The following is a 16,762-nucleotide window of genomic DNA, read 5'->3' as shown; positions in this document are numbered from 1 at the left end:
ACCCAACCCGTTCGTGGCTCCCGGAAAGAAACCGGGATCGGGCTTCCTCCAGAGCCAAGCGCAAGGGTTCGCTAACGCTACAGCACCACGATAACGCGTATGTCGAAGCGTCCCCTCCGCACATTCAGGGCCCTGCTATGGATCGCGGCCCTGATGCTGTGCTGTTTCTCCGCGGCCATGCTGGTCGAGGCGAATAGACCGAAGATGGAGGGGGATCATCACCTCGTCGGGGATCCTGCCGTCACCGGTTCGGTCACGCGTATGCGCTGGTGCGGTGCCGCCCCTTGGTGCCGATAGAAAGTTGCTCGGCCCCCTCTCTCGATAGTCCATCAGCATGCCCTTCATACAAGACCTGCTCGCCCGCTTCCGTCAGACGGTGACAGCCTATGCTGGCGACGATGCGCTGATGCAGGCCGGCGTCTCTGCGGCCGCCAACGTCATCGTAGCCGACGGCGAGGTCGCGGGCGATGAATTGGAGACAGCCGTCACCGGCGTCCTCGCCAGCCCGATCCTAGAGAAAGGCTACGACGTCCTGATGTTGGATGAGGCGCTACACGAGGCGATCGGTAGGGCTCGCACCCGGGCTGGACGTGCGGAGAACTTGCGACGGGTCGCGGCGATCGCTGGTCGGCCTGTGGAGCAACGCGAGGGCGTGTTTCGCGTGGCGGTCGACGTAGCAGATCACGACGGCATCGCCGCCATCGAGCGCGCCGCTCTGTCCGAGATCGCAGCCGCGCTTCTCGTCGACGTCGATGCACTTCTCAAAGCGGCGCCGCAGCCTATGCCATCGCAGACGGAGGCGTAGCAGCGTCATCGACGAGTTCGCCGATCAGGGTCCACAAGGCTTGATGCTCAGGGCCGCCGCGATCAGCGGCGAGAAAGGCCGCCAGAGTGATGTCGGTGACATACCCGCCGGAGGCCGCGTTGGCCTCGTGGCGGACGAAGCTGCGACCGTCGGATGGATCCCGCAGCAGAAGCCAGCGATCTCCGTTCGAACTGACATAGAGGTCGCGGCTCATCGGCTCGCGCGCCACGTCAGCGGCCAGGCTGGCCGAGATAGGCCGCGACACTGGTGGCGCGGGAGCCGACCATACGCACGGCCTTGCGCAGACGCTCCTCTGTCACCCCGAAACGGAGCGCCCAATTCTCGCGAGCGGCGCGGTCGAAGACGTCGATGTGGGCCTTATCATGCAGTTCGGTCGGCATGGCTGGATCCAAAGGTATTCTGGCTGCGCCAGGAGTCTGGCTTCCAACCCGGCGGCGCCTCCCTGGTTGCAGCCATTTTCGTGCGCTTCACGATCTTGCCGTGTTCGGCGCGCCTCCTGGACGCAATGGCGGTGGCGGACCGCTGACTTCACTCCGTCAGAGAGTGCACCGCATGTTGAACACCATCTTGGCGCTTCTCACCGTCCTCGCCGTTATGGCCGCGCACGCCCTCTACAGGCTCGTGCGACTGCCGTTCCGGCTCTTGCGTGGCCTATTCCAGCACAGGGCAAAGCCTGCCCGGGTGACGGCTCACTAATCGGATCTGCGCATCATGCGGTCGGGCCAAGTTGCGTAGCGGCCCACGCTGGTGAGATCGGACGCTCCCCCGCCCTGTGATCAGATCGGGGCGGGGCCGGGCGGCCTATCGACCGAGCGACGGTCCGCCCGATGTGCCTCCCGTCCCGGGCGGTCCGCTGGTGGGTGTGCCGCCGATGTTCACGCCTGGTGTCGTGCCGGGTATGGGCGAGTTGCTGGGGTTCGCCTCGTTGCCCCGTGTGATCGGGCTGGGTCCGAGATCCCGGGCGCCGGGGGCGGCGCCGCCAACGGCCGGCGGCGGTGGCACGCCGGTGTTGCCTGCACCCCCGGTGATCACCTGAGCCTCGGCGGGGCCGGCCAGGGCGATGCTCAAGGCGCCGGCGAGGGCCATTGTGAGGCGGGGCATGTGATTGTCCGTCCTTCTGCTGCGGCACAGGAACGGCCGAGGTGTCGCAAAGTTCGGTCGCCGACTGCGCCGGTTGACGCGCAACGATGCCCTAGGAGATGCCGCTCATGGAGGCCAGCGACCTGAAGCGCCTGCCATCTCGGGTACTCATCTTCCGAGACGAGCAGCAGGTGATCGCCGAGGATGTGGAGACGGAGCTTGCCGTCCGGGCCCGCTTCGCGCCGGCGACCGACCTCTGCAAGACACGTGGCGATAAGACACATGACGATGCCCATACCGACCGTGCCGAGCTGCACGCCGGATCGCGAGTGCTGGACAGGTGGTCGAGCACCGGCACCTGACCGCGCGGTGATCGTTCCGGCTGGCGTTGCGCAGGCTGCTCTGCAACTCGGGGGCTAGACCCGGATCTCCTCGACTTGGATGCCGCCAGCCCGCAGGTGGTCGGGGATGTCGCTGTGGTCGTAGTACCCTGCCTGATGCGCCATGGCATCAAGGGCAGCGATCGGGTCCGAAGCCGCGCCGGTCCAGAGGATGGCTCCCGTCACTTCGTGCCGGATCTGAAACACCTTCATCGCTGGCCTCCTTTGCTAGCCGCTCGGATAAGCGCAGCGGGGCGCGGCGGTTCCTGCATCATAGCCTACCACCTTTGACGGCGCCCCCAGGCGAAATGCATTGGCCGCTCAAGACTGAATGGGCGACATACGCACGCCTGTCGGCGCCTTATTTTAAGTCGCACCTTCCAAGCTTCGCCGGTAGATAATTCGTATTTCTTTCAATTGCGTGGCAGTAAATTGCGACATTTCGGAAATCTACCGGAACGTCCGCTGAGAATTAATATCACGTTCTAAAATGGAACGGATGTTTGCTCAAGGGATTGGCTGAGTCCAAACGAATTTGGAGCCTGCCATGCGTATCCCTGTCGCTCTCGCTTTGCTCGGGGCCCTTTTCGGGTCGAGCGCCTATGCTCAGACCACGACGACGGGCTCACCGGCGTCCCCCGACGCCAAGACGAGTCAGCAATCTGGTGGCCAGGAGAGCGTCACACGTCCGAATACCGACAAGGTCTCCCCGGACGGAGGCGCGGCCGGCGCTCTCAAAAACGTCAAGCTGGAGAAGGGCGCCAACAGCTTCACCGAGGGTGAGGTCCGCTCCCGTCTCGACAAGGCCGGCTTCAAGGACGTCAAGGACCTCAAGAAGGATGAAGAGGGCATCTGGCGCGGCACGGCGATGCACGACGGGAAGTCAGTTGCAGTCGGCCTCGATTTCAAAGGCAACGTCGCGGCGCAGTGATCCTCTAACCCCTGCTCAAGGAGACACCCTATGGCTCAGCAAACCATTACTGCACTGTTCGATCGCTACGAGGATGCAAGCATTGCCGTCGGAAAACTTGAGGCCGGCGGCATTGCGCACGGCGACATCAGCATCGTCAGCAACAACGAGGGCGATCGACATGCTGGTTTACTCGGGCGTGATGGCGCTCATGTGAGCGCCGACACGAAGGACAAGGCCAAGGACGGTACTGGCACGGGCGCTACGCTCGGCACCGTGGTAGGCGGCGCGGCCGGACTGCTGGCCGGTCTCGGCCTGATAGCGATCCCCGGCGTTGGCCCCGTCGTTGCCGCCGGCTGGCTCGTCGCTACCCTGACAGGAGCCGGCGTTGGCGCAGCCGCGGGTGGGCTGGCTGGTGGCCTCACCGGCGCAGGTGTCAGCGAGAAGGACGCGCATGCCTATGGCGAAGGCGTGCGCCGCGGCGGCACGCTGGTCACGGTGAGGGCTGACCAGGCACGCGGGCCGATGGTGATGGATATCTTGGAGCAGCACGGCTCGGTCGATCTGGACCAGAAGGCTGCCGCTTGGAGCCAGGAAGGTTGGACGCCTGTGACAGCGTCTGATGCCGACATAACGGCTCCGACGGGGACGGGCCTTCCCGGAGCGAACGACGTTCGTAGGGGAGTGCGCTCTTACCCGGGGACCGGTAGCGGGATCTGATCCGCGGTTCTTCAAACGCTCGCTCCGGAGGCCGGGGAGGTTGCCCCGGCCATCGCCGTTCTGCCTTCCTCCGGAACAGCGTGTGCCACCGCCGCCTCCGAGGGGCCGGCCGATCGTGGATCATGTGGCAGCGCTGGCAGAGAGCCGCGCAGTTGGCGTCCGCGTTGTTCGCGGTGTCGTGATCCCGGCGGGCTGCAGCCAGAACGACCCGCGTTCGGCGTGCTCGCCCATGGATGTCGGCCGCGGATGAGGTCCGGATCCGCCTGACCCAGCCGCCGCGCCAGAGGCCTGCTGCTGACGTCCCGTCAGCCGCCGTCGCCGAGGGGGTGGACCATCTGCCCATGCGGCCGTCCGCAGCCGCGCAGCAGCCTTTCGCCGCCACCCTGGGAGATTCCGCTCCTGGGGTGTTTCTCTGTTCAAAGGAAGAATAGGAGAATCGTATTCATTTTACTTTCAGAAAACCCGTTCCGTTCCACTTATAAAATTGGGCGCTGCGGCCCTGTCCGATTTTCAGTGTCGCGCCTTGGCAGCGCGTTACATAATGCGTGATCCAGCCATCAAGGTCAGGTAGGTCGAATTCCTGCCAGTGTGTCACGCGTCCCTGCTCCACACCGATGAGAGTAATGACAGTGTCGGCGCGCTGTGAGAAGGCTCGTGCCAAGTACGTTTCGCTATTTGGATAGAACGACGGCCTTAAAGGACAGAGCTGTAGGCCAAAACCCATCCGATCGCCTTGTTCAGCGAGGCTAGATCTCACCGATTTTTGGAAATCAGACACTGTCTGCCCAGCCTGAGGAGGCGCCTCTGGTTGAGCGGGGATTGCTTCGGCACCCAGCGGCGAAAAAGCCGCCAAAGTAAAGTAGCCGACTGCGAGAGAGAGTGTGATCTTTTGCATCTCAATTATAGACGTATTTGCTCATTTGAAGAATGAAGAGTGCCGCTTGATGCCTGATTTTATATCGGGCCCAAGGTATATCCCTAGTCACCCACTGGATCAGAAGGTCGCCCAGAACAACGGCAGCGCGCCCGCCAGGAACAGGGCCGAGGAGAGGAGCACGGCAAGGCGCTCGCGATGGTACAGGACGAAGGCATGAGGACTGGCGAACATGGCAGAGCCGGATGGAGAGAAGGGTTGTTACCTTCGCCCGTGAACCTTGACGGATCGGGGGCGCTTCGCGCTGTCCACAACTGATGGCCGATCCCTGTCGCCCCCGAGCCACATCTCTTTGAATGGGCTCAGGCGCACCAGCTCTCTCGCGGCCGCCTTTGCCCCCTCGACGGCCCGATCAAGCGGCGCAGTGACCGTATGGGTTGCTGCGCCGTTGTCGTTGCCGGCCCCCGCAGAGTTGACGGAACTCTTTGCGGGCGGCCTCCCTCTGACGACTGAGGGATTCTTCGACGGGCTCGCAGCGACCTACAAGCCGCCGGAGAGGTACACCAAGCTCAGCCGCAGCCAGCGCACCGACCGCGATCTCGGGTTCCCGCTCGTCGCCGGCTACACCCTGCGGGATGGCAGACGGTCCGGATCACTGTCGCTGAAGAACATCACCACCGACGTGGTCGACCGCCTCTTCGACAAACTTCTCATCGTTCACGAGCCGGTGCTTGGCACTGACGGCACGCCGGTGCTCGACGGCGAAGGCCAGCCCGTCACGCGCTGGCGTGAGCGGCGGACCGTCGTCAAACACGCGATGGAGTCCTGCCGTCGGGCCTGGAACGTCGTGCGTCGCGGCAACCCGAAGATCGTGCCGGAGCCGAACCCGTTCAGCCGGATGGGCCTCAAGGACACCTCGAAGGAGACGCCGACCCACGCCTATGGGCAACGCCACGCTTTTGTGGCGGCCTGTGACGCCAACGGGCATGCATCCGTCGGTTCGGCCGCCATGGTCGCTTGAGAAGGGCTGCACCGGGACGAGCACATCTTCGGCGTGCGCACCGTTGAGCACCACCGTCCGCGCGAGCGCCCCGATGTGGTGTTCATCATCCATCCGAAGTCGGGTGAGGAAGTCTGGATCCCGCTGTTCAACGCGGGCGAGCCGTTGTTCCCTGAGTTGATGGCACGCCTCGGTGCCATCAAGCGCGGACGGATCGGTGGTCTGCTCATCGTCGGCGCTTGGGGGACAAGGCCTCCGGGGTGCCAGTGCCTTGGCTCGCCCGGTCCGGCGACCTCACGGACAGGCGCCACGTCACCAAGGACATGATCCGGGCACTGGTCTGCCACTCGATCTATCGTTCCGCTCATGGCGGCGCGGAGGCCTGCCCAGATCCGTGCCATCAGCCGGCACAAGAAGGCTCGAACCCTGCCTCGCTACGTGAAAAGGACGCAGCGCCAGATCATCGCCGGTACGCGCAAGCGGCGCGTCACTCGAACAAATCGGGGCGATTTGTCGGAATGAGCCGCCGCCAGCTTGCCGGAATGCTGACCGGAAAACCGTGCCACATCATTGTAATTGCTGGCGACCCCGGTAGGGCTCGAACCTACGACCTGCCGCTTAGAAGGCGGCTGCTCTATCCAGCTGAGCTACGGAGTCGGGACCAGGCGGCTCCAGAAGCCACGGGCTCGTCCAAGGGTCAAGCGCACGGGGTGAAGAGTGTCGCGGCGTCACGGATCGGGCTGAGGATGTCCTGCGGCCATGCTCCGGCCGCACCTCGTGATCCGCCCGGCCGCGGGCCGGGGTTGCGCGACGCCACGGATCCGGTCAGGCCGGAGCGCGGTTCATGCCGGGGCACCGTGCCCCTGTCGGGAGACCGAGCTTGACCGCGCCGAGTCCGACAGCATCACCCCCCGAACGTCTCCGGCGCCGCCTCGCCGCCGGCCGGGGTAGCCTGAGCCGGCCGGGCGGCGACCTGCGGCGCCTGCCCACGGGCCTCGACCTCCGGAACGTGCGGCTCGTGGAGGGCGTGCGCGCCGCCTTCGCGTTCGGCGTCGTCATCCTCCTCAACATCTGGATCCAGTGGTCGCCGCTGCTGACGATGGCGCTCGCCGCCAACCTCGCCTGCTTCTGCGACAACGGCGGCCCGATGCGCGCGCGCCTGCGCGTCCTCACCGCCTTCTCGGTCCTCGGCGGCCTGCTCTGGGCCGGCCTCGGCCTGATCCAGCCCCTCGGCCTGCCGCTGGTCGTCCCGGTCGCCTGCGCGTTGATCTTCGCCTGCTCGTATGCGCGCGTCTGGAGTGTGCAGGCCCAGTCGGCCGGCAACGTGCTCGTGGTGGTGCTGTGCATCGCCCTCGACCGGCCGCTCGACGGCGAGCAGGCGGCCGTCACCGCGGTAATGTTCGCGGCCGGCGGCCTCTGGGCGACCTTCCTGGCCCTGGTTATCTGGCGGCTGCACCCGTACCGGCCGGCCCACCGGGCGGTGGCCGAGGTCTGGCACAATCTCGCCCGGCTCTGCGGCGACCTCGAGCGGCTCGTCGCCCTGCCGGAACCCGACACCGCCGCCTTCGACGGCCACGCCCGCGGCCATCGGCGCGGCGTGCGGGCGAGCATCGAGACCGCGCGGACCATGATCCTCGACCTCGCCCGTTCCCGCGAGCGGGTCTCGGACCGCACCGCCCAGGCCCTGCTGCGCCTGGAGAGCGCCGAGCAGATCTTCGCCGCGCTGATCGCGGTGGGCGAATTGATCGACAGCCGCCCCGACGCGCGCCGCCGGGCGCTCGCCAAGGTCTTCCTGCGGCGCCTGCGCCCCCTGCTGGTAACCATTGCCCGGGCGATTCGCGACGACGTCAACCTCGACTTCACCCGCCTGGAACACTCCATCGCCCGGGTGGCCGAGGGCCTGACGGAGGATCCGACCCTCGCCCGCCTCGCCGACAGGATCGTCGGGCGCGTGCGGATCGGCGCCAAGCTGTCGACGCCGGAGGGCTATCGCCCCGGCGGCACGGTGACGGAGGGCGGCCGCCTCGATCGCTGGACCCGCTATGTCGGGCCGCTGCAGCAGAACTTCACCCTGGCCTCGCCCAACCTGCGGCACGCCCTGCGGGCGAGCGCGGTCGCGGCGCCGGCGCTCGCCGCCACCCTGACCTACGCGGGCGCCTTCACGCACTGGCTGGTGATGACCGTGGTTCTCACCATGCAGCCCTTCTACGCGGCGACGTGGCAGCGGGCGCTGGAGCGGATCGGCGGCACGGTGCTGGGCGGCCTCGTGGGCGCCGTGCTCGCCTACTACGCCACGAGCCCGCTGGCGGAGGCCGGGCTGATCCTGGTGCTCAGCATCGTCGGCTTCGCGGCGCGCCAGATCTCCTACGGCTTCTTCGTCACCTGCCTGACGCCCCTCGTGGTGCTGCTCGTCGAATTGCTGGAGCCCGGCCACAGCTCCTGGGAGATCGTCGCCATGCGGGGCGGCTTCACGGTGCTGGGCGGCGTGATCGCGGTGGCGAGCTGCCTGGTGCTCTGGCCGATCTGGGAGCCCGATCAGGTCCGGCAGGAACTGCGCCGGGCGCTCAAGGCCCAGGCCGGCCTCGCCGAGGCGGTGCTCCGCGCGCCGCCCGGCGAGGGCCGCGAGACCGCGATCGCGGCACAGAGCCGCGAGGCCGGCCTCGCCCTCAACGATCTGGAGGCGGCGCTCTCCCGCGCCCTGCAGCAGCCCCGGGCCGGCAGCCACCCGGAGGTGGAATCCGCCCTGGTGGCCGACGCGACCCTGCGCCGGATCAGCGCCCGGCTCATCGTCCTGCGGCACGCCCCGGAGGCGGCCGCCCCCGAAGCGGAGCCGTGGCGGGACTGGATCACCGCGACCCTCGCAGCCCTCGGCGAGGACAGGCCCGTGCCCGAGCGGCCGGCGCTGGATCGCGGGCAATCGCTCGTGCGCCTCGTCAGCCAGGTCGATCTTCTGGTCGGAACCCTGCGTCCCGGAGAGATCCGGGCCGCGACGATGGTCGATGGCGGGACCCCGGAGACCGGGTGCGGGACCGACGCACGCGCCGGCCGGCCCGTCCTGCCATCCTGACGGACGGGCCTGCCGGGCCCCGGGCGACGGCCGGTCCCGCGGCCTTCCCGCGGGACCGGTCCCCGTCAGAACCGCGGCAGGGCGTTGGCCGGGCCGCCGGCATGCGGGCCGCTGTAGCGGTAGGCGGCCGCTGGCGCGGGACCGGCAGCGTTCTGGTAAAGGACGGGCGCGTTGCCGACCCAGCCCGAATAGGCGGAGGCCGGGTACGGCGAGTGCTTCGAATCCAGGCCCTGCGCGAGGGCGGGCGTGGCGACCGCAGCGACCAGGGCGGCGGCGGCGAGCATGCGGACACTCATGGTGATCTCCTAGCGTCTTCGTATGACTTCGGCGGGAAGTCATCCGGTCAATCGTGTCGAGTGAGGAAGATCGTCGTCGCGATGCGCTAGGCGGCGGTCTTGATCGCTCCGGCGTTGCTTGGCCGAATGTGACCTCTCAACGGGGATACTCTGCCCCGGGTTCGCCCGCTGCCGTGCGCTGGCGCACGGGGAGACGCGGCGCTGGTTCAGGAGACCGGCCCGGGCACAGCCGGGGATGCGTCCCGCGCCGAAGCGTGTCACAGACCGCGGCCTGAAAGGGATGCAGACCATGCGGCTGATCGTCGGCCTCGGAAACCCGGGCGCGCGCTACGCGGGCAACCGGCACAATATCGGCTTCCTCGCCGTCGACGCGATCGCCCGCCAGCACCGGGCGAGCCCGTTCCGCCACCGCTTCCAGGGCGAGGCCGCCGAGGTGGTGCTCGGCACGGAGCGGGCGATCCTTCTGAAGCCCTCGACCTTCATGAACGAGTCCGGCCGGGCGGTCTCGGAGGCGCAGCGCTTCTACAAGATCCCGCTGGCCGACGTGATCGTGCTGCACGATGAGCTCGACCTCGCCCCCGCCAAGCTCCGGGTGAAGCTCGGCGGCGGCAATGCCGGCCATAACGGCCTGCGCTCCATCACCGCGCAATGCGGCAACGACTACCGCCGGGTGCGGCTCGGCATCGGCCATCCCGGCGACAAGGCGCTGGTCCATGCCTACGTGCTCAACGATTTCGGCAAGGCCGAGCTGCCCTGGGTCGAGGATCTCGCCCAAGCCGTGGCCGACCACGCCGCCCTGCTCGCCGCCGGTGAGGATGCGAGCTTCCAGAACAAGGTCCACCTCACTATGGCCGGCCGCGGCTGGGACGACGTGAAGACGCTGGGCGCCAGAAATTGACACACCCACACGGGGACGGGATATCGGGGCGGGCGAGAGGGTCCGATGAAGGCGGTGCGCGTCACGCCCGGCCGTCGGCGGTTCGATTGCCTCCCGGCGACCGCGGCCCGGATCGTCGGTGCCGCGCGTGCTCGACCGAGGACAGGGCGCGCGGCGCCGTGTTCGCGGGCCCGATTCTCATCCACCCATTCCGCGCGTCGCCCGACGACGCGCTGCGACGGAACTGACCCATGGGCTTCAAATGCGGCATCGTCGGCCTGCCGAACGTCGGCAAGTCGACCCTCTTCAACGCGCTGACGCAGACGGCGGCCGCCCAGGCGGCGAACTACCCGTTCTGCACCATCGAGCCGAATGTCGGCGAGGTGGCGGTGCCGGATCCGCGGCTGAATGACCTCGCCCGGATCGCGTCGTCGAAGGAGATCATTCCGACGCGGCTGACCTTCGTGGACATCGCCGGCCTCGTGCGCGGCGCCTCCAAGGGTGAGGGCCTGGGCAACCAGTTCCTGGCCAATATCCGCGAGGTCGACGCGATCGCCCACGTAGTCCGCTGCTTCACGGACGGCGACGTCACCCACGTGGAGGGCAAGGTCGATCCGGCCGCCGATATCGAGACCATCGAGACCGAGCTGATGCTCGCCGACCTCGACAGCCTGGAGCGCCGCGCCGTGGCGCTGGAGAAGAAGGCCAAGGGCGCCGACAAGGAGGCCAAGGAGACCCTCGACCTCGTCAACCGCGCCCTGCCGCTCCTGCGCGACGGCAAGCCCGCCCGCCTCGTGGAGCGCAAGCCCGACGAGGAGAAGCTGTTCCAGTCGCTGGGTCTGATGACCGCCAAGCCCGTCCTCTACGTCTGCAACGTCGACGAGGGCGACGCCGACAAGGGCAACGCCTACTCGGACGCGGTCTTCGCCCGCGCCAAGGCGGAGGGTGCCGTCGCGGTGGTGGTCTCGGCCAAGATCGAGAGCGAGATCGCCGTCATGCCGGAGGCCGATCAGGCGGAGTTCCTGGAGGCGGTGGGGCTCGCCGAGCCGGGCCTGAACCGGGTGATCCGCGCCGGCTACGATCTCCTGGGCCTCGTGACCTACTTCACGGTCGGCCCCAAGGAGGCCCGCGCCTGGACGATCACCAAGGGCACCCGCGCCCCTGGGGCGGCCGGGGTGATCCACTCGGATTTCGAGAAGGGCTTCATCCGGGCCGAGACCATCGCGTTCAAGGACTACACGACGCTCAACGGCGAGGCCGGGGCCCGGGACGCCGGCAAGCTCCGGCTGGAGGGCAAGGAGTACGTGGTGCAGGACGGCGACGTGCTCCACTTCCGCTTCGCCAATTGAGGTCGGGCAACCCTGTCATCGCGAGCGCAGCGAAGCGACCCAGGACGGTGCGACCCCGGTGACCAGGGCGCCGCTGGATTGCTTCGCTCCGCTCGCAAAGACGGGCTATCCCGATCCCCTGCCCCGCTGACCAACGAGACGAGCCCGCCATGCCCGATCCCGCGCTCGAGGATTTCTCCATCGGCGACGTGATCGTCGGGGAGCCGCTGACGGTGACCCGCGACGACATCGTGGGCTTCGCGAAGGATTTCGACTTCCAGCCCTTCCACCTTGACGAGGCGGCGGCGGCGGAGTCGACCTTCGCGGGCCGGCTGATCGGATCCGGCTGGCACACGGCGGCCCTGGGGATGCGGCTGCTCCAGCAGGGGCCGTTCAAGGGGGGCTCGTCGCTCGGCGCGCCGGGCATCGACGAATTGCGCTGGCTCGCGCCGGTCCTGCCGGGGGACGCCCTGACGCTGACCTTCCGGGTCGTGGGCCTGCGCGATTCGGCCTCGAAGCCCGGCCTCGGCTTCCTGACCGCCGAGGTCGCCCTCGGCAACCAGCGCGGCGAGACGGTGCTGACCCAGCGCTTCACCTTCATGCTGGCCCGCCGCGGCACCGACCCCCTGCCCCCGCGGCCGGTGGAGACCGGCGTGCCGGGGCCGGTCACCGAGCCGGAGGATGCCGAGATCCTGCCGTTCCTGAGGGATGCCGAGATCGGCGCCGTGCGCGAGCTGGGCGCCTACCCCTTCACCGCCGAGGGGATCATCGCGTTCGCGCAGGCCTATGACCCGCAGGCCTTCCACCTCGACCCCGAAGCGGCCAAGCGCAGCCATTTCGGTGGCCTCTGCGCCTCCGGCTGGCACACGGCCGCCGCCTACATGAACCGCATGCTCACCACCCGCGCCCGCGACGCCGCCTACACGGCCGCCCGCGGGCCGGTCCCGGAGGCGGGGCCCTCCCCGGGGTTCAAGGCCTTACGCTGGCTGAAGCCGGTCTACGCGGGCGACACGGTCCGGTTCAGCGCCAAGCTCACCGACAAGCGCGCCTCGGCGTCGCGGCCCGGCTGGGGGCTGGCCTTCGCCCGCAACACCGGGGTGAACCAGCGCGGCGAGCCGGTCTTCGCCTTCGACAGTGCGGTCTTCCACCGCTGGGAGCCCTGAGCGCACCGGCCCGATGCCGCGCGTTGTCGCCAGGGAAACGGACGGGATCAGGCAATCATGTACCAGAAGAAGCTCGGCAACACGGGGCTGTTCGTCTCCGAACTCTGCCTCGGCACCATGACCTTCGGCGGCGGCGCCGGGATGTGGCGCCAGATCGGCGCCCTCGATCAGGCCGAGGCCGGGCGCCTCGTCGGGCGAGCGCTCGAGGCCGGGATCAACTTCATCGACACCGCCGACGTCTATGCCGAAGGGCTCTCGGAGCAGATCACCGGCCAGGCCCTGCGCGACCTCAAGGTCCCGCGCGACAGCGTCGTGGTCGCCACCAAGGGCTACGGACCGACGGGTCCGGGCGCCAACGCCAAGGGTGCCTCGCGCCTGCACCTGATCGACGCCTGCAAGGCGAGCCTCAAACGGCTCCAGCTCGACCATATCGACCTCTACCAGATCCACGGCTTCGACCCGGCGACGCCGATCGAGGAGCAGGTGCGGGCGCTCGACATCCTCGTCCAGCACGGCCACGTCCGCTACGTCGGCGTCTCGAACTGGGCGGCGTGGCAGGTCGTGAAGGCGCTGGGGATTAGCGCGCGGGCCGGGCTCGCCCGCTTCGAGACCCTGCAGGCCTACTATTCCATCGCCGGCCGCGACCTGGAGCGCGAGATCGTCCCGATGCTGCGCTCGGAGGAGCTCGGCCTGCTGGTCTGGAGCCCGCTCGCCGGCGGGCTGCTCAGCGGCAAGTATTCCGGCGGCAAGGATTCCGGCGGCAAGGATTCCGGCGGCTCCGGCGAGGGACGGCGCGCGAGCTTCGATTTCCCGCCGGTCGACCGGCCCAGGGCCGAAGCCTGCATCGACGCCATGCGGAGTGTCGCGGAGGCGCGCGGCGTCTCGGTGGCCCAGGTGGCCCTCGCGTGGCTCCTGCACCGGAAGGCGGTGACCAGCGTCATCGTCGGGGCCAAGCGCCTCGATCAGCTGGAGGATAACATCGCGGCGACCGAACTCAGCCTCACCGGCGCGGAACTCGACGCCCTCGACGCGGTGAGCGCGCTCCCGGCCGAGTACCCGGGCTGGATGTTCGAGCGCCAGGGCGTCCGGGCGCAGCAACTCGCGGAAGCGGGCCGGCCCGGCGTGCGCTGAGGCGGCCGGATCGCGCGGCCCCATCCGATCCACCCCTCATCCTGAGGTGCCCGCGCCAGCGGGCCTCGAAGGCGGGCTCCAGGGATCGCGCGGCTGGCTGGAGCCCTCCTTCGAGGCCTCCGCTGCGCTCCGGCTCCTCAGGATGAGGGTGCAGGTCGGAGGTCCGGACCAGCGCCGGACCAGGCCCTCACGCCGCGTTCCGGCGCTCCGGGTAGAGCCCGTACAGGCCCTCGCGGCTTGCGTCGCAGACGCCGCGCTCGGTGATGATCCCGGTCATCAGCCGCGCCGGCGTCACGTCGAAGGCCGGGTTGGCCACGGGGCTGCCGGGCGAGACCACCTCGATCGTGGCGAAGCCGCCATCGGCGAGCCGCCCGGTCATGTGGGTGACCTCGCGCCCGTCGCGCTCCTCGATCGGGATCTCCCTGACGCCGTCGTCGAGCGTCCAGTCGATCGTCGAGAACGGCAGCGCCGCGTAGAACGGCACGCCGGTATCGTGGGCGGCGAGCGCCTTCAGGTAGGTGCCGATCTTGTTGCAGACGTCGCCCGACGCCGTGGTCCGGTCCGAGCCGACGATGCAGAGATCGACCTGGCCGTGCTGCATCAGGTGGCCGCCGGCATTGTCGGCGATCACCGTGTGCGGCACGCCGTGACCGTTGAGCTCGAAGGCGGTCAGCGCCGCGCCCTGGCTGCGCGGCCGGGTCTCGTCGACCAGCACGTGCACCGGCACGCCCCGCTCGTGGGCGGCGTAGATCGGCGCCAGCGCGGTGCCCCAATCCACCGTGGCGAGCCAGCCGGCGTTGCAGTGGGTCAGCACCGTGATCGGCCTGTCGCCGCCCCTGGCCGTGTGCAGGTCGGCGATGATCTGGCCGCCATGGGCGCCGATCGAGCGGCAGCTCGCCACATCCTCCTCGGCGATGCGGCCGGCCTCCGCGAAGGCGCGGGCGAAGCGCTCGTCCGGCGCGACCGGTCGCAGGTTGGTAGAGACTCGGTCCAGCGCCCAGCGCAGGTTGATCGCGGTCGGACGCGTCGCCGCGAGCGTCGCCACTGCGCGGTCGATCCCGTCGTGGGAGGCATCTGCCCGCATGGCCAGCGCCAGCCCGTAGGCCGCCGTGACGCCGATCAGGGGCGCGCCCCGCACGATCATCGTGCGGATCGCCACCGCAGCGTCATCCAGCGTGGCGAGGCGCTTCAGCTCGAACGCGAAGGGCAGGCGGGTCTGGTCGATCACCTGGACGCTGACGCCGTCCGGGTCCGGGAAGATCGTGCGGTAGGGCTGGCCGTCGATATTCATGGCCGCTCCTGTGCCACAGCGGGACGGCTTTTGCATCCTCCCGGGCAGGATCGCGTGGGCCTGGAAACGCCAGCCGGTCAGGCTTCCTCAACCTTAGCGGCTCGTTAAGGCGGTCGTGCCTAGCCTCGGGGGTAAGTTCCCGTTTCGCGTCCGGTCCCGCATGCGCTCGCTTCGCCGTCCCGCATCGCCCTACGAAACTTTCGTCGACAGCGTTCGTCCCTTCCTGGGCAAGCGCCTGACGGAACTCGGCGGTTTCGTGTTGTTCACCGGCGCGGTCGCGCTGACCGTGGCGCTGGCCACGTGGTCGATCGACGATCCGAGCCTCAACCACGCCACCAACCATGCCGCCCATAACGTGCTCGGCCAGCCAGGCGCCGTGGTGGCCGATCTCGCCATGCAGATCCTCGGCCTCGGTTCGCTGGCCTTCGTCCTGCCGCCGGCCCTCTGGGGCGTGCGGCTGATGCGGGAGCGCAATCTCCCCGAGGGCGGGCTGCGCATCGCGCTCTGGATCATCGGCTTCTGCGCCGCCAGTGCGGTGGCGAGCGCGCTCCCGCCGACGACCCGCTGGCCGCTGCCCACCGGCCTCGGCGGCGTGGCCGGTGACGGCCTGCTCTCGATGGCGCGGGTGATCGTCGGGGCGGTTTCCTCGGCGGCGGCTCACCTCGTCGGCTTCGGCTACGCCGCGGTGGCGATCCTCAGCCTGACCGGCGCGTGCCGGTTCGGCGCCGTCGAGGAGGAATCCCTGCACGACGATCCCTATCCGGTCCGGCGTGCGCCGGCGCGGAGCCGGGATTCGGGCCGCGACGAGCGCGAGGATTCCGACGAGCCGAGCCTCGGCCTCGTCAGTGTCGGCGCCCTGGCGCAGGGGCTGATGGGCCTCCGCCTCGCCGCGGCCGACAGGATCGCGACGTGGCGCGCGGGCCGGGCCGAGCCGATCGACGGCGCGTCGCCGGCCCTGGCGGCCCGGCGTGCCTTCACGGATGCGGACCTTCCCTGGGCCGACCATCTGCCCGAGGGGCGGCAGCCGGGGGTGAGCCGGCGCGAGCCTGTCTTCGACGCGTCCGAGGACGCCCTTCCGGCCACGAGTGCCCGACGAATCGCGCCGCCGCAGGCCGGTGCGGAGGACGAGCTGGAGGCGTTCGAGGCACCCCAACGCCCGGTCCCGCCACGGTCCGAACCGGCCGCGTCCCGGGTCGCTCCGCCGCCCGCCGCGCCCGTGCCGGCCCGCCGCGCGCCCGCGCCGCCCGTCCGCCCGGAGGATTACGCCCTGCCCGCCCTCGACCTGCTGGCGGCCCCCCGCGGCCCGTCCCAGGCGAGCCTGATCTCGGCGGACGCCCTGGAGCAGAACGCCACGCTCCTCGAGGCGACGCTCGGCGATTTCGGCGTGCGCGGCGACATCCTGGCGGTGCGGCCGGGCCCGGTCGTGACCCTCTACGAGCTCGAGCCCGCGCCCGGCACCAAGTCCAGCCGCGTGATCGCGCTCGCCGACGACATCGCCCGGTCGATGTCGGCGGTCTCGGCCCGCGTCGCGGTCGTGCCCGGCCGGAACGCCATCGGCATCGAGCTGCCGAACGCCAAGCGCGAGACGGTGTACCTGCGCGAGCTCCTGGCCTCGACGGATTTCGCCGAGAGCAAGCACAAGCTGGCTTTGTGCCTCGGCAAGAACATCGGCGGTGAGCCGATCATCGCCGACCTCGCGCGCATGCCGCACCTGCTCGTTGCCGGCACCACCGGCTCGGGCAAGTCGGTGGCGATCAACACCATGATCCTCAGCCTGCTCTACCGGCTGAAGCCGGAGGAGTGCCGCCTGATCATGGTC

General features: G+C 69.1%; 18 protein-coding genes and 1 tRNA gene. 11 read left to right on the top strand and 8 right to left on the bottom strand.

Going from position 1 to position 16,762, the window contains the following annotated elements:
* Positions 1-334: 334 nt before the first annotated feature.
* On the top strand, positions 335-805 hold the full coding sequence (locus tag CIW48_RS30475; protein WP_149314140.1) for a tellurite resistance TerB family protein: 471 nt from the start codon (positions 335-337) through the stop codon (positions 803-805).
* Here the strand turns inward: CIW48_RS30475 and CIW48_RS30470 are convergent.
* From CIW48_RS30470 to CIW48_RS30460, 3 genes are all read right to left on the bottom strand, one after another.
* Positions 780-1,019: a hypothetical protein gene (locus tag CIW48_RS30470; protein ID WP_149314139.1), complete on the bottom strand. Its 240-nt coding sequence runs from the start codon at positions 1,017-1,019 to the stop codon at positions 780-782. The genes CIW48_RS30475 and CIW48_RS30470 overlap by 26 nt on opposite strands.
* 16 nt (positions 1,020-1,035) lie before the next feature.
* Complete coding sequence (locus CIW48_RS30465; RefSeq protein WP_091789032.1) at positions 1,036-1,206, bottom strand: DUF3606 domain-containing protein; 171 nt, start codon at positions 1,204-1,206, stop codon at positions 1,036-1,038.
* Positions 1,207-1,627: 421 nt separating this feature from the next.
* Positions 1,628-1,927, bottom strand: coding sequence for a hypothetical protein (locus CIW48_RS30460; protein WP_149314138.1), 300 nt, complete (start codon positions 1,925-1,927; stop codon positions 1,628-1,630).
* A gap of 107 nt (positions 1,928-2,034) precedes the next feature.
* On the opposite strand from CIW48_RS30460, the gene CIW48_RS30455 reads away from it, so the two are divergent.
* Positions 2,035-2,268 carry a hypothetical protein gene (locus tag CIW48_RS30455; protein WP_149314137.1) on the top strand — a complete coding sequence of 78 codons (234 nt, stop codon included), beginning with the start codon at positions 2,035-2,037 and terminating at the stop codon, positions 2,266-2,268.
* A gap of 54 nt (positions 2,269-2,322) precedes the next feature.
* On the opposite strand, the gene CIW48_RS33600 is transcribed toward CIW48_RS30455, so the two are convergent.
* Positions 2,323-2,499, bottom strand: a complete 177-nt coding sequence (locus tag CIW48_RS33600) for a hypothetical protein (RefSeq protein WP_173009456.1) — start codon at positions 2,497-2,499, stop codon at positions 2,323-2,325.
* Positions 2,500-2,833: 334 nt separating this feature from the next.
* Between CIW48_RS33600 and CIW48_RS30450 the strand changes: the two genes are divergently transcribed.
* Both CIW48_RS30450 and CIW48_RS30445 read left to right on the top strand, forming a co-directional pair.
* Positions 2,834-3,217 (top strand): hypothetical protein, encoded by a 384-nt coding sequence (locus tag CIW48_RS30450; RefSeq protein WP_149314136.1) that lies wholly within the window; start codon positions 2,834-2,836, stop codon positions 3,215-3,217.
* 30 nt (positions 3,218-3,247) lie between these two features.
* Entirely contained in the window at positions 3,248-3,916 is a 669-nt protein-coding gene (locus tag CIW48_RS30445; protein ID WP_149314135.1) for a hypothetical protein, read from the top strand.
* A gap of 442 nt (positions 3,917-4,358) precedes the next feature.
* On the opposite strand, the gene CIW48_RS30435 is transcribed toward CIW48_RS30445, so the two are convergent.
* A complete protein-coding gene (locus CIW48_RS30435) occupies positions 4,359-4,811 on the bottom strand; it encodes a hypothetical protein (RefSeq protein WP_149314134.1) in 453 nt (150 codons plus the stop codon).
* Positions 4,812-5,070: 259 nt separating this feature from the next.
* Here CIW48_RS30435 and CIW48_RS30430 point away from each other — a divergent pair, with 259 nt between their 5' ends.
* Positions 5,071-5,811, top strand: coding sequence for a hypothetical protein (locus tag CIW48_RS30430; RefSeq protein WP_149314133.1), 741 nt, complete (start codon positions 5,071-5,073; stop codon positions 5,809-5,811).
* A 559-nt stretch (positions 5,812-6,370) separates the two neighbouring features.
* Here CIW48_RS30430 and CIW48_RS30425 read toward each other — a convergent pair.
* Positions 6,371-6,447: transfer RNA gene (locus CIW48_RS30425), tRNA-Arg, on the bottom strand.
* A gap of 187 nt (positions 6,448-6,634) precedes the next feature.
* Here CIW48_RS30425 and CIW48_RS30420 point away from each other — a divergent pair.
* Positions 6,635-8,857, top strand: a complete 2,223-nt coding sequence (locus tag CIW48_RS30420; protein WP_149314132.1) for an FUSC family protein — start codon at positions 6,635-6,637, stop codon at positions 8,855-8,857.
* Positions 8,858-8,922: 65 nt separating this feature from the next.
* On the opposite strand, the gene CIW48_RS30415 is transcribed toward CIW48_RS30420, so the two are convergent.
* Positions 8,923-9,153, bottom strand: a complete 231-nt coding sequence (locus CIW48_RS30415; protein WP_149314131.1) for a hypothetical protein — start codon at positions 9,151-9,153, stop codon at positions 8,923-8,925.
* A 289-nt stretch (positions 9,154-9,442) separates the two neighbouring features.
* On the opposite strand from CIW48_RS30415, the gene pth reads away from it, so the two are divergent.
* From pth to CIW48_RS30395, 4 genes are all read left to right on the top strand, one after another.
* Positions 9,443-10,051, top strand: coding sequence for an aminoacyl-tRNA hydrolase (gene pth / locus CIW48_RS30410; protein ID WP_149314130.1), 609 nt, complete (start codon positions 9,443-9,445; stop codon positions 10,049-10,051).
* Between the two features lie 230 nt (positions 10,052-10,281).
* Positions 10,282-11,379 (top strand): redox-regulated ATPase YchF, encoded by a 1,098-nt coding sequence (ychF, locus tag CIW48_RS30405; RefSeq protein WP_149314129.1) that lies wholly within the window; start codon positions 10,282-10,284, stop codon positions 11,377-11,379.
* 149 nt (positions 11,380-11,528) lie between these two features.
* Complete coding sequence (locus tag CIW48_RS30400; RefSeq protein ID WP_149314128.1) at positions 11,529-12,521, top strand: MaoC family dehydratase; 993 nt, start codon at positions 11,529-11,531, stop codon at positions 12,519-12,521.
* A gap of 57 nt (positions 12,522-12,578) precedes the next feature.
* Positions 12,579-13,652, top strand: coding sequence for an aldo/keto reductase (locus CIW48_RS30395; protein WP_149314127.1), 1,074 nt, complete (start codon positions 12,579-12,581; stop codon positions 13,650-13,652).
* A 187-nt stretch (positions 13,653-13,839) separates the two neighbouring features.
* On the opposite strand, the gene mtnA is transcribed toward CIW48_RS30395, so the two are convergent.
* A complete protein-coding gene (gene mtnA, locus CIW48_RS30385) occupies positions 13,840-14,943 on the bottom strand; it encodes an S-methyl-5-thioribose-1-phosphate isomerase (protein WP_149314126.1) in 1,104 nt (367 codons plus the stop codon).
* A 160-nt stretch (positions 14,944-15,103) separates the two neighbouring features.
* Here mtnA and CIW48_RS30380 point away from each other — a divergent pair.
* Positions 15,104-16,762 (top strand): DNA translocase FtsK 4TM domain-containing protein (locus CIW48_RS30380; protein ID WP_149314125.1); only part of this gene is annotated, 1,659 nt, incomplete at its 3' end.

The organism is Methylobacterium sp. P1-11, from assembly GCF_008329595.1.
Taxonomy (GTDB): Bacteria; Pseudomonadota; Alphaproteobacteria; order Rhizobiales; family Beijerinckiaceae; genus Methylobacterium.
This window is presented reverse-complemented; position numbering and strand designations above follow the sequence as displayed.